The organism is Viridibacillus sp. FSL R5-0888 (assembly GCF_038009105.1).
Classification (GTDB): domain Bacteria; phylum Bacillota; class Bacilli; order Bacillales_A; family Planococcaceae; genus Viridibacillus; species Viridibacillus arenosi.
On sequence record NZ_JBBPAU010000001.1, the window covers coordinates 746,374 to 760,456 of the forward strand.

Sequence of the window (14,083 nt, forward strand, 5' to 3'; positions counted from 1 at the left end):
ATGAACAATCAAGAATTATCATTACAAGAACGATTATTAAGTTTCATGAAGGAAGAACAATATAAGCCGCTTACTGTTGCCGAATTGGAACAACAATTTGGTTTTAAAGATGCGGATGAATTTAAAGAACTAGTGAAAACACTAGTAAGAATGGAACAGCAAGGGCAGGTAGTACGTTCTAATACGAATCGTTATGGTACGCCAGATCGTATGAATTTGTTAAAAGGACGCTTCATCGGTCATGCAAAGGGGTTTGGCTTTGTTGCACCTGAAGAAGCAGGAATGGATGATGTGTTTATACCGCCAGATGCCCTTAATGGTGCATTAAATGGTGATACGGTATTAATCCGTGTATCTAAAACAACTTCTGGAGATCGACGAGAAGGTAAAATCATTCAAATTGTAGAAAGAGGAACAACGAAGGTTGTCGGCGTCTTTCAAGCAAATCGTGGTTTTGGCTTTGTAGTACCAGATGATAAGAAATTATCAATCGATTTCTTTATCGCAAAAGGAGACACTCTCGGCGCGATGGACGGCCATAAAGTAGTCATTGAAATTACTGGATGGCCTGATGATAATCGTTCAGCAACAGGAATTGTAACGCAAATTTTAGGTCACAAAAATGACCCAGGTGTTGATATCTTATCGATTATCCATAAACATGGTATCGCTATCGACTTCCCAAAAGAAGTGATTGATGCTGCATCAGCTATTCCTGATGAAGTAACACAAGCAGATTTAGAAGGTCGTATTGATTTACGTGATCAAATGATTGTCACAATTGACGGTGAAACTGCAAAAGATTTAGATGATGCTGTTACTGTGACAAAAAATGATGATGGTACGTATAAGCTAGGCGTCCATATCGCTGACGTAAGCTACTATGTAACAGAGGGTTCAGATCTTGATGAAGAAGCGTATGATCGTGCTACTAGTGTGTATTTAACAGACCGCGTTATTCCGATGATTCCGCATCGTCTATCAAACGGTATTTGTTCATTAAATCCACAAGTTGACCGACTAACGTTATCTTGTGAGATGACGATTAATGGTAGTGGCGAAGTAATAGGACACGAAATTTTCCAAAGTGTCATTAATACGACTGAGCGTATGACTTATACAGATGTTTATAAGATTTTAGAAGAAGATGATGAAGAGTTAAAAGAACGTTATGCAAATCTTGTTCCTATGTTTAAGGATATGGGTGAATTAGCGCAAATTCTACGCAATAAACGTATGGATCGTGGTGCTGTAGACTTTGACTTTAAAGAATCTCAAGTACTGGTAGATGAAAATGGTTGGCCTACAGATGTTGTATTACGTGAACGTACAGTCGCAGAGCGTCTAATCGAAGAGTTTATGTTAGCAGCCAATGAGACAGTTGCAGAACATTTCAAATGGATGGATGTACCTTTCATTTATCGTATTCACGAAGATCCTAAGCCAGAAAAACTTCAACGATTCTTTGAATTTGTAACAAACTTTGGGTTAGTGATTAAAGGTACTGGTAACACAGTCCACCCACGTGCATTACAAGAGATTTTAGAATCAGTTGATGGATTACCTGAAGAACCTGTTATTTCGACTATGATGCTTCGTTCTATGCAACAAGCAAAATATAGTGCGGAATGTTTAGGACACTTTGGTTTATCTACAGAGTTTTACACACACTTTACATCTCCAATCCGTCGTTACCCGGACTTAATTGTTCACAGATTGATCCGTACGTACTTAATAAACGGTGACGTTTCATCTGCTACAATTGCACACTGGAATGCTATAATGGATGAAATTGCACAGCATACGTCTGAGCGCGAACGTCGTGCAGTCGATGCAGAGCGTGATACAGATGCACTGAAAAAAGCACAATATATGGCTGATAAAATTGGTGATGAATTTGAAGGTATCATTAGTTCAATTACAAACTTTGGTATGTTCATCGAATTAGAAAACACAATTGAAGGTCTTGTTCATATAAGTAATATGACAGATGATTACTACCGTTTTGACGACCGTCAAATGGTGATGATTGGCGAACGTACCGGTCGTATTTTCCGTATTGGTGATGGTGTAGAAATTAAAGTTAAGGCTGTCAACGTTGAAGAATCAGCTGTTGATTTTGAAATCGTCGGTATGAAACGCGAATTCGGCCGTACTCGTAAAGAAGCACCACGTGTCATTCATGCGAAGAAAAAAGAGGGCACTAGAGGTGGCAGAGGAAAAGGCAGAAGCGAAAGTGGAAGCGGGAGCGGAACTCGAAAACCAAGTGGTGCAAAAGTGAATGGTAAAACACGCAAGGAAGAGCGTAAAGCTTCCGGTAAAAGTGGTAGCCAAAAGAAAAAGTTCTACGAAGGTATTGCTAAAAAGAAAAAAGGCAGCAATGGTAAAAAGAAAAATAAAGAGAAGCGCTAGTCGCTTCTCCTCTATTTAATGAGGTGAATGATAATGGCTAAAGGGTCAGGAAAAGTTCTGGCACAAAATAAAAAGGCAGGACATGATTTCTTTATAGAGGAAACGATCGAAGCAGGAATGGTATTACAAGGAACAGAGATTAAGTCAATTCGTAACGGTAGAGTGCAATTGAGAGACTCATACGTCCGCGTCAGTGGTAATGAAGCTTGGATCTCAAACATGCACGTTAGTCCATATGAACAAGGAAATCGTTTTAATCATGATCCATTACGTTCACGTAAATTATTGCTTCATAAAAGACAAATTGCTGAGCTAATTGGTAGAGTTAAACGTGACGGTTATACTATCGTACCGCTGAAAATGTACATAAAAGACGGTTATGCGAAATTATTAATCGGTGTCGGTAAAGGTAAGAAAAACTACGATAAACGTGATGACCTACGTAAAAAAGAAGCAAAACGTGATATGGAACGTACATTCAAGGCAAAAAATCAAATCTAATTGAGATGCTCAAACTTGAAGTTTCACCAATTTTGCCTTATAATTTATAAAGTAAACAAGCCAGTATAAATACTTTTTCTAAAAGTATTTCCGAACGGCCTTAAGACATTTATTGTCATAAGGATCTCTAAGGCATTTAACTACAAGTAGTAGAAATACCTTGTAAAGCCTATATTAAGGGGACGTTACGGATTCGACAGGGATGGTCTGAGCTTGAGTTGCGCGTCGGAGGTCTCGGCTTCGTCATCAACGGAAGTTATATAATAACTGGCAAACAACAAAACAACTTAGCTTTCGCAGCGTAAGCTGATGAAACTGCCTGTCTATTCTATCGCCCATGTAGCATAGCTCAGGCTCACTTATAGTGGGATACGGTTACTAGTGCCACTTGAGCTAGTAACAAGAGCTTCCCAAGTTAGCGCTCACGATGCCTGCTTGCTGGCTAATGATGCGTGAATCCTAAATAGGCAAGATACACGCGTAGAAGCTTGAGTATTGGAGTTTCTGGACGCGGGTTCGACTCCCGCCGTCTCCATATTTAAAGTGGCTGTAAATGCAGTCATATCAACGATTTTCAGAATTAGGGATATTGAACGAGAGTTGAACTCCTGTTGAATGTCCCTTTTTTAATCCCTAGAGATTCTTCTTATATTTTTACTTGTTCAAGACCTTCTAATACAACAAATAGGAGGTTTTTTTGTATGGGTTCAAGAAATCGTAAACATGGAGTATTTGAAGTACCAGAGGGAGCGGGAATACTCACATACATCAATGACAAGAAACGTGAAGCAATGACAATTCAGTATGCACTCGATACAGCGTTTCAACAAATGCGAGTCGGTGGCAATCGTGAACGAACAATTAACAGCTATGAATATATCTTTCGGCAGTTTGCAGAAGTCACGCAGCTTAAATATATAGAGGACATAACTGTTAATAGCATATACTTATATTTAGACTCATTGAAAGTTTCGAGAGAGACGAAACTAATTCGCCTCAAATCCGTTAAAGCGGTGTTATCTCGCTTTCACAATAATGGATGGATACAGCGCAAATTCTGGGCAGGTATTCAAATCAAGATTGATAAGAAGGTCAAAACAGAAGCGGCGGAGGGTGATATAGATAAGCTGATTAGCCTAGTCGACCAGAGTACATTTATAGGCTTCCGTGACATTGTTGCTATTGTAACCATGTACAAGACAGGCATCCGCATTAGAACGCTTGGAGAGCTACAGGAGCATCATATAGACATCGATAACATGTACTTGAACATAGACGGTTCAGCAATGAAGAATCACAAAAATCTAAAGTTACCAATTGATGATGATTTAGCGCAATTGTTCAAGACACTTATTCATATGAACAATGGTATCCGCTCCTACTATGATATAGAGAACAGATATATCTTTATTACACAGAATGGCAGCCCCCTCAATAATAGCAAATCATCAAACAATGCCATTTCAAAGCAACTTAATAAATATAGTAAACGCTTTGGGCTTGAGAACATTAACGCACACGCTATAAGAAGGGCATATGCAAAAAATCTGCTTAAGAAGGGAGCGAGTGTACCTCTTATTAGTAAAGCTCTAGGGCACTCTGATATAGCTGTTACTACGCAATATTTAGATTTAGATGTGGATGAAGTTGCGAAAGATTTACGAAATTATTTATGAAACATTTGACGGTTTAAAGTTAAGATTAATGTTCTCAAAATGTATTAGAATTTCCCTGTAATATTCCGTTGCTACAACTAGCGATTATTGCTAACAATGAACAGTTTGAAATGAACCTCTTGATAAAAAAATCAGGAGGTTTTTGTATTTATATAAAATCGAGTCAATGGCATTTTGTTTTAAGGAGGATTGGGTGTAGTTCGTATAATTTACTAGAATAAACTAAAGTTATTAACGATAAATTTAGTAATAAGTGGGTAAAATTAGGTTTTTATATATTGATAGTCTTATTAGTTATTTGAAATTTCTTGTAGGTGGTAATTAATTAATTAATTACCTTTTGGTATGAGGTGTTTTTTGAATTGAGATGAATGGGGGGTACTTTTAACAAAAGTTAGGTAGGAGTATCTTGTAAATACTATTAGCACTCCCATTCCTGCAATCAGGGTGTTTTATAGACGAATATTTGGTGAGAATTAGAGAGTTAAATTCGATAAATTAAATCAAAAACTGTAACAATTAATTGATTGGTATATGCTAATTTTTATTCTGAAAGTGGTGAAATGATTACGATAGGATTAGTTTAGTTGAACGTAATTATGATTTGGAAAAGGTGATTGGGCAAGGGTGAAATAATATATTTATAGCTATGTAGAGGGGATGGGTAAAAAATATATTGATTAAAATAAGATAAGGTGCTATAATCAGAACACTCCTATTTTAAAAATATAATATACCTATATTATCATAGTACACGAAAAGTATATCTGTTGTCAACAGAATTTTAAAGTTGGAGAAAAAAATAATGGAGATGAAAATAATGGAAATGAATCAAGTGGAAGTTGTAGTGGATGAATCTAGCATTAGTTTACAAATTGTTTATGATTGGGTAAAAGGAGAGAGAAAGGTATCGAATGAACTAACAACACGATTATCTCAAATTCCGCAGTTTAAAGGTTTGATTAAGGAGGATATTAATGAGATTGATATTCAGTTAGCTTATTATGAATATCGTTCATCAATTGATTCATATGTGGAATATGATGCGTACGAATTACCTAAGGTGATTGACCCTCACGAGGATGAAATACGAGTATTGCTTGAAATAAAGAATAGAGAACGAGAAATTAATGAAGCGATTGGCATCTTATATGCAACAAGCGATGATAACTATATTTAAATGCTTTGCACTCTTCGAACAGTATATTTTCTCAGGAGAATCCTAGTAAAAAACAAGTGATATGGATTTGAAAGTAGTGGAAGTAAAATTAAAAAGGGGTGTTCCTAAACATAAAGAATTGAAGTATTAAGCGAGAAGTAAACATAAAAATATAACATAAATAAATACATACATATGGAATTACCTCTTTATCTTTTTTAGAGAAAAGAGGAGTACTATGGTCAATAAAGACCAGGAAATAATAGATAAAATAAATGAACTATATATTATGTCGAGATATCAGTATTTGATTTTAAGTGAAGGTGGTAAATATCAAACATTTAACTCTTATAAAAATGACAAGGTATATAAGCTAAATGATTATGTAATTCAAAGGCATTTAGATGGAAAAGCAACATTAGGTATTTTCTCTTCCACCAATCAAACAAAGTTTATATGTTTCGATGTAGATGTAAAGGACAAGAGTAAAGCTAAGTGGACTGTTTATCGTCTAGTAGATGTTCTAATGGAGCTGGGTATATCTAGTGAGCATATTCATATTTCTATAAGTGGAAATAAAGGCTATCATGTAGAATTATATTTCAATGAACCAATCAAAAACGAAATGGCGCATGAGTTGTATCTTATGGCAATGAATAAATCGGATTTGTTAAATATTGATTATGGAGATGTAGAATACAGACCTAATGCAATGAAACAGGGTGTGAAAATTCCATTAGGTATTAATTTTAAAAATAAGCGTAAACCTCGTTGTTGGTATGTAGATTATTACCAAGGATTAAAGCCTATTCGAAATAAGCGATATATTCTAAAAATTAAACAAATTGATGTTGAGATTATTTACAATATTTTAGAGCGTGAACGAGATACCTTAGAGGAAGAAGAGGTAAGCAAGGTTGAAGAAGCAAGAGGATTCATTGAAGGTAAGTATACTCCCTTAAAAATATATAAGGAAAATATAGGGGAACAAGAAACAATTGAATTCATTGAAAAATTGATACATATAGGATTAACCAGAACAGGCATGAGACATAATTCATTATTTAAAGTAGCAAAATACTTTCGTCATCAAGGGTTTACGAAAGAGGAATGTGACACCGCGTTAGTGGAATGGATGGGCGAGCAAGATACAAGGTGTTATACAACCAAATGGGAAGAATGTATTAAAGATATTCAATTAATCGTCAAGTACATATATGAAAACGAAGTTAGTTTAACGGTGCAACAAAAGGACTTATTTGTCACTTACGAGGAAATGAGACAGATTTTAAAATTGAATAGTAAAAACGAAAAGCTATTGGCTTATTGCTTGCTCATACATAGTAAAAGGTATGCAATAAAGAACGGTCATTTTTATATGGTTTATAGGCAAATGAGCGAAGCGAGCGGTTTAGCTGAAAAAACGACAAGAACTCTAATAAATAAACTAGAGCAAAGTGGAATTTTAGAAATTATTGAACGTAATCGTCAAGTGAAAGATGAGAATGGAAAGGTTAGGAAAAAAGAAAAAAGACCAAACATTTATAAAATGAATGTTGAGTGCAACAAAGAAGTGAAATCTACATTCAAAGTAGAATTCAATGGCTTGAACTATGCACATTCATTTAATTCTTGTATCCTACACTTCTTTGATGGTAATGATTTACATAGGATGTTACCTAGAAGACAATATGAAAGTATTGTAAAGATAATAAATTAATTAATTAATATGTCGTTGCTTACGCACTCCCATATATTAAATAATCTATTATAGGTAAAAACGTACATATGAAATACTGGGTAAACATTTGATTTAGAAACAAAATATCATATTCCCATAGGGAAACAAAATGGTTATCTAGTATTTTAAACATAAGGAAAATTACAATTAATAATCTTATAGCTTATATGGGATTTATGAATATCAATCATACTCAAGAGATAAATGCGTAATGGGGTTTGCTTACGCACTCCCATATATTAAATAATCTATTATAGGTAAAAACGTACAATTATTTTATAAGAAGGATTTTATCTATGGAAAATCAAATGGTGCAATTTTGTTTGTGAAAATTATAAAGGATGATAATAAATGAACGGTTTATTGAGTGAAAAACTAATTGAAGATAAGAAGCAGGAAATATTAGATTATTTGGATAAATATCCTGTAACCTCTATTAATGGAGTAAATAATAAAAATCAAACGAAATATATAATATCAAACAAATATGAAGATGAATATGTGATAAATCATGGGAAAGGTTCAAAAAGTAAAGGGAGTAAAAAATGGAAAGATGACCCTAGAGTATGGATTAACATCCATACAAGATATGAAAAAGATGAATTAAAAGGATTATTAATACAAATAAAATGTAAAAGTTTTCGATGGCTAGGTGGTAAGAATAACGACAAAAAGAAATTTTCAGAAAAATGGGGTTTTCCCATTAATAATACCAATATAGACTACAGTGTGTGGAATGGTGAAATATTGAATTTTAAGGTAATGGACGATGCTATCTTAACATTTAAACCATCAGAAGACTATTTCAATGATTTTTTGGAAGAGTGTTACAACGTGTACGAGGCAAATAGAGTAAAATTGGGAATCGAACATCTAAATGAACCTACAGTCCTAATTGCTGAAACAAATGTGGATGTAAATAAGCAAGAGGAGATAGAAGATTATCTTTATCAAATAGAAGTGCATGAATTATCAAGATTGAGTAAAAGAGTAGAAATTGTTGATATACGAGTAGAAAAACCATTAAAGAGTGATAAAGCAATCTCTGAAAAGTATAAGAGAAATGTGCAAAAAGGTAAAAATGCAATAGTAGATGCTGATTTCCTTTGTGAGGTAAATACTAATCACAAAGTTTTCGTTTCTAAAGTTACAGGTAAGAACTATGTCGAAGCACATCATCTAATACCTATGGAATTTCAAGATAAATTTGCTGCTAGTGTTGATGTTGAAGCAAATATAGTTAGCTTATGTGTTACTTGTCATAAAAAATTGCATCATGCTGTATTTGAAGAAAAAGAAGAAACTTTAAATATGCTTTATAAAAAAAGAGTTTCAAGACTTCTAAAATGTGGAATTAAAATTTCAAAGAAAATTCTATTTAGTTGGTATGAATAAGTATTTAATGATTGTGTGAATCGTATTCATTTTAGGGAGTGTGATGAGCACTTTCTTTTTTTTTGTATAAATTCAATTGGTCAATATAGTACTCCTGCCCCGCAATCTGGATTAAAATATTTTTTCCGTATGAGATTGTAAAAAATTATCAAGAATTATGTTTATAGAGGCATTTCTTTCGTACGAGAATGTACGTCTACCATACGAAATTATATGTATAGAAAACTCCAAAGAATTGTGTTAATAAAGGTAATTCTCTCACTGAAAATGTATATGTACCGTATGAATATCCCATCGGCATATCGAGTGAGAAAAGAACGGTTAAATGGTATTAATAGAGCTTTTTTTGAAATATTATTTTTACTAGTGAAACATTAATATGTGTATAATGGTGATATATAACAATTTGCGGAGGGAATTATGAAGGATATTCGTGAAGGTCTAAAGATTTATAAGGGACAAAATGATATTTTACAACAATTTCGCACTAACGTAGTAAATGAGCATGAGTATTATAGATTCACAATACACAATGAAAGGGAAAGTATAGATATTTCAGATTGGTACGGAATGGAAAATTATGATTATCTTAATTATCATGTAGGGTTATCTGAAGTGGTTGATATTTTCAATGCATTGGATTTACCAATTGCACGTATAGAGGTAAAAGAAAGTAAAGATGGAATGACTGAAGGAAGATATCAGTATTGTGATTATATTGTATTGTGGGATATTTTGAGTGGTAGAGAAGATTTTGAGTTCTTAGTTGCTATGGTATGTATTTCACAGCTAGAATTTTGGAACGATAATCTAAAAGAACTTCAAAACATCGTTAAAAGAGCTTTAAAAAACAAAGGGTTCAAAATACCAAATTTCAAACCAACTGTTTTTGTTGCAATGTCTTTTGATGAAGATTTGAAGGTAGTAAGAGAATACATTTCTAAGGTCATAAAAGATGAAGGACTAACGCCATTATTAATTGATTCTAAGGAGCACAATAACCAAATAGTACCTGAGATTTTCAGTGAAATTGATAAAGCGAAATTTGTTATAGCGGATTTAACGCACCATAAAACAGGTGTTTACTATGAAGCAGGTTACGCTAAAGGGAAGGGTAAAGAAGTAATCTTTACATGTAGTAGAGCAGATTTTGAGAATAGACATTTCGATGTTGCACAAACCAATACTATTGTATGGGAAACACCCGTGGAACTTAGTGAGCGTCTAGCAAAACGAATTGAAGCAATGACTTTACTGTCGGTTTAAATATATATAGAGTTTTATGTATAGTTCTTCTACATATTAATTTTAGTTCGTTTCTTATACCTATTTTGCCATTTAATTTTTTATGAAAGACTGATAAACAAGTTTAATCTTTCATGTATGAGAGCGAGTAATAGGCTCTCTTTTTTTATGTTGAAACTTGATTAATCATTTGTATTCACCCTGAAAAATAAAATCATTTAAAAAGTCTCATTCCTAGATAGTTTATAAGTTTATCTGTAAGAGATTCTATATACGTTTATGTATAAAATTCATATTTTAACCATTTTAGAAAAGTCATTTATTATTTGATTGTTACAGTTGAGACTATCATGGCTGTTCTGTATTCTAAGTTAAATAAAAATTATAAAGGATTATAATACAATGAACCATTTTAATCTAAGTGTAAGCCTAATCGATTATAGTGGGAGCTATTCAATAAATCCTTTAGAAAAATTATCAGGAAATTTACCTTCATGGTTAGAGAATATTTTTATACCGTGAACTACCGATAATAAGGATTTTCTTTTTAGTAAGTCGGATGAACCAAGACCAAAAGGCTGAATTTTATTGATGATATAAACAATTTTCAAAAATAAAAAACCACACCATCTTGGGTCAGTCCCTCTTAATGGTGTGAGGTTTTTATACATAGCAATAGAGCGGAGTTTGAAAAGGTATACCTTTAGGGAGCTTTACAAATGGCATTACAGTATGTTTATAAAGTACTTTTAAATGTAATATAAACGTTTATATAATGCGCTAGCTTTTATAAACGTTTTGATATTATAAGAATATCAAATATAATCTTGAAAAGGAATGGAACATAATGTCTACTAAAACATGCGTATTTGAGGGTTTCAAGCAGAGACCAAAATGAATCCTGCTAATTAAAGGAAATGCTTGATTTAGGGATTGATGAAAGAGATGTTTTTATTGATAAGGAGAGTGGGAAAGACTTCAATAGACCGCAATATCAGACATTAAAAGCTCGTTTGCGTGAAGGAGAATTAGTTTATATTAAGTCTATAGACCGCTTCGGAAGGAATTCAAAAGAAATAAAGAAGGAATGGCAAGAAATAACCCAAGATATTAAAGCCGATATTAGAGTCTTGGACATGCCGTTACTGGATACAACACTGTATAGAGACCAATTAGGAATGTTTGTAAGTGAATTGGTACTCCAAGTGTTATCATTTGTTGCAGAGCGGGAAAGAAATAATATCAGACAAAGACAAGCAGAAGGAATTACAATTGCAAAAGCACAGGGGAAACATTTAGGTAGACCAAAGTTTAATTTAGAGTCGCTTTCAAAAGAACAGCCCAGATGCTTAAAGAATATTATTCCCGATGGGAGAATAAGAACATAACTGGTGTACAGTTTGCAGGAATGCTCCAATTGAAAAAGAATACATTTTACAAGATTATGAAGGAATATGAAACTAATTAAAAAAGGAAAGATAGTCTTCTTTTGATAGACTCAATACACTGTAAATATTAAATCGGTATTAACAGTTAAAGCAGCGACAATTGACAGATAAAATATAGATAGGAGTTTAGAAATAATATCCAAGTATTATCTTGAAATGAATGAGAAAACCTTTATTTGAGCAAAGAAAAATACCTGTTATTTAATTAACAGGTATAATTATAAATTTATAGAGTGAATAGATTTGAGTAGACTAAACAAGAATCTAATTTAATTATAATTCTTACTTGTTGTTTTTTTTCAAGGAATTTTAACATATTAAATGATTGAGTATGAGTTGGTAGAGTAAAGTCCTTATTAATGTAGTGACATATTACATTGCCATTTAAATCTAACCAATTTACTTCCAAGTTGTATTTGGATTGACTAGGTTTATTGAAATTAATGGAACTTCTATGATTATCAATTGAAACCTTTACAATTTGCAAACGGGGTGGTTTAAATAAAGAAAAGTAATCTTTAGTATCAAATTCATCAACCCCAATTACGCAAATTTTATCATGGTATAAAGCTTTAGCGTTTGGAGTTAATAAATCTAATAATGTTTCAGCTTCAGCAGAATTCCTACAAACAATTTTTTGTAAATATTTTAAATCACATTGTTTTTTAGTTACTACTTCAGCATGTCGTCTTTTTCTAATAGTTGAACCATCAAGATTGACAGTACTTTGATTGTGATATATGTGATTGAAGGGAGCATCTTTTAAAGCTTCCATACCTTGATAAAGCGGAACGTCATAATGAGATGCTAAACTTTCATAGCTGAAAAAAAATTTTTTATCGTCAAGCATAATTGTATTAAAAAGTAAGAATATTGGAACAGGACAATGAGCACCTAGTTCTGTAATTTCCTCTTTAGCTCTGATTCCTTCATTGTGATGTTGAGTGGGTGTTAATGGTCTAAAATAGAAACGAACATAGTCTTTATATTTATCATCTGTACCATTTATGACTTCTTGGCTTGCATTATCATTAAGATTAGAATTACTAAATTTTTCTAGTTCTTCTCTTGAAAGTAGCATACTATTATTTAGTATAGAAGCAACATTGGTAATATGACTAAAATGGAAAATATAATTAGACCACCATCTATTTGAATTAGTTAAGTGGGCTTGGACTACAGAAGTTTTAAAAACTTGTTTACAACTTATAAGACTTTTCATAGAAACGTATACCCCCGTTAAAAAATATATATAAATATACTAAATTGTACCATATAATAGTCTTAAAGGAGTGTTTTTTCTTGATTGAATTTAAAAGAGGCAATTTATTTGATGATTTTAATAAAGTAGAAGCGATTGTAAATACAGTTAATTGTGTAGGAGTTATGGGAAAGGGGGTAGCTAAAGAATTTAGTAAAAGGTTTCCGAGTTTATTACCTAAGTATAAATTGAAATGTTCTAACAAAGAGCTAATAATTGGGAAAAATTTTGTTTATACAATTCCAAATTATAAAGAAACAAGATATATAATTAATTTTCCAACTAAAAAGCACTGGAGAAATGATTCAAAGCTTGAGTATATAAAAGATGGGTTAGATGATTTAGCGAAAGTATTAAAAGACCATAAAATTAAATCTATTGCAATGCCAGCATTAGGTTGTGGTAATGGTAATTTAGAATGGGATATAGTGAAACCTTTAATTATAGATAAATTGGCGCAGTTAAATGATTTGAAAGTTATTGTTTATGAGCCAGCTCTAAAAGAGAATGCTAATAAACAAAGGATAAATCCAAAACCAAAATTAACAAAGGATAGAAAAAAATTATTATTGCTTATGAATGATTATAATAATGTTGAAAATAATCCAAAAATAACTTATAGAGAAGTTAATGCTTTAAGTTATTTAATGCAATATGATAATCCAAAAATAAAATTTGAACTAAGAGAATTTGGTCCCTATAGTACAAGTATTAATCCAATTATAACTAGTTTAGCGCAATATTATATTAATCCTTTAAAGAAGAAAGAGAATGAGACAGTAACACCAATAGAGGTTATTACAGTTGATTTTCCGCAAAAAAATAATATTCTAAATGACCAAGATTTCAAAAGAGTAAAAAATTTATTTAAGGGGTTTGAACAAAAAAATAATTTGTTAATTTTAGTTATGACATTATGGATGTATAAAAATTATCAAATTGTCGGGGGCGTTTTGGAGAAAAAGGTCCTAAATTGGCTTGAAGATAATTCCTATGATTTTGATAGTTATTATGTTAGTAAAGCGGTTTCTCATATTGAAATTAATTTTAACCAAACAGAAAATCTATCACTTGACTTGTAATTTAATTCGCTTGAAAAATGACAGGAGATTGGATTTTGTGTAATTAATTGCATAGTGTAAAATTATAGGGTAATACCCAATTAACGACATTAATAATTGAGTTGGCTTGCGATTAACAATCGTGCTTGCAATTCATAATCCATAAAAATAGCTTGAAACTTTG

At 32.4% G+C, this 14,083-nt stretch carries 9 protein-coding genes, 1 other RNA gene and 1 pseudogene; 10 read left to right on the forward strand and 1 reads right to left on the reverse strand.

What is annotated here, in order from left to right:
• The 9 genes and pseudogenes from rnr to MKY02_RS03710 all read left to right on the forward strand — a co-directional run bounded on the left by rnr (position 1) and on the right by MKY02_RS03710 (position 11,597).
• Positions 1-2,412: a ribonuclease R gene (gene rnr / locus MKY02_RS03670; RefSeq protein ID WP_076065695.1), complete on the forward strand. Its 2,412-nt coding sequence runs from the start codon at positions 1-3 to the stop codon at positions 2,410-2,412.
• A 33-nt stretch (positions 2,413-2,445) separates the two neighbouring features.
• Positions 2,446-2,913 (forward strand): SsrA-binding protein SmpB, encoded by a 468-nt coding sequence (gene smpB / locus MKY02_RS03675; protein ID WP_038188785.1) that lies wholly within the window; start codon positions 2,446-2,448, stop codon positions 2,911-2,913.
• Between the two features lie 178 nt (positions 2,914-3,091).
• Positions 3,092-3,451, forward strand: a transfer-messenger RNA (tmRNA) gene (gene ssrA / locus MKY02_RS03680).
• Positions 3,452-3,614: 163 nt separating this feature from the next.
• Positions 3,615-4,589 carry a tyrosine-type recombinase/integrase gene (locus MKY02_RS03685; protein WP_340710632.1) on the forward strand — a complete coding sequence of 325 codons (975 nt, stop codon included), beginning with the start codon at positions 3,615-3,617 and terminating at the stop codon, positions 4,587-4,589.
• 805 nt (positions 4,590-5,394) lie between these two features.
• A complete protein-coding gene (locus tag MKY02_RS03690) occupies positions 5,395-5,769 on the forward strand; it encodes a hypothetical protein (protein ID WP_340710634.1) in 375 nt (124 codons plus the stop codon).
• Between the two features lie 217 nt (positions 5,770-5,986).
• Positions 5,987-7,468, forward strand: a complete 1,482-nt coding sequence (locus MKY02_RS03695; protein ID WP_340710635.1) for a TOTE conflict system archaeo-eukaryotic primase domain-containing protein — start codon at positions 5,987-5,989, stop codon at positions 7,466-7,468.
• A 372-nt stretch (positions 7,469-7,840) separates the two neighbouring features.
• Entirely contained in the window at positions 7,841-8,884 is a 1,044-nt protein-coding gene (locus tag MKY02_RS03700; RefSeq protein ID WP_340710636.1) for an HNH endonuclease, read from the forward strand.
• A 420-nt stretch (positions 8,885-9,304) separates the two neighbouring features.
• Positions 9,305-10,150, forward strand: a complete 846-nt coding sequence (locus tag MKY02_RS03705) for a hypothetical protein (protein WP_340710638.1) — start codon at positions 9,305-9,307, stop codon at positions 10,148-10,150.
• 896 nt (positions 10,151-11,046) lie between these two features.
• A pseudogene (locus MKY02_RS03710) lies at positions 11,047-11,597 on the forward strand (recombinase family protein).
• 206 nt (positions 11,598-11,803) lie between these two features.
• On the opposite strand, the gene MKY02_RS03715 reads toward MKY02_RS03710, so the two are convergent.
• Positions 11,804-12,799, reverse strand: coding sequence for a DarT ssDNA thymidine ADP-ribosyltransferase family protein (locus MKY02_RS03715; protein WP_340710639.1), 996 nt, complete (start codon positions 12,797-12,799; stop codon positions 11,804-11,806).
• A gap of 80 nt (positions 12,800-12,879) precedes the next feature.
• Between MKY02_RS03715 and darG the strand changes: the two genes are divergently transcribed.
• Complete coding sequence (gene darG / locus MKY02_RS03720) at positions 12,880-13,920, forward strand: type II toxin-antitoxin system antitoxin DNA ADP-ribosyl glycohydrolase DarG (protein WP_340710640.1); 1,041 nt, start codon at positions 12,880-12,882, stop codon at positions 13,918-13,920.
• The last annotated feature ends 163 nt before the right edge of the window (positions 13,921-14,083 follow it).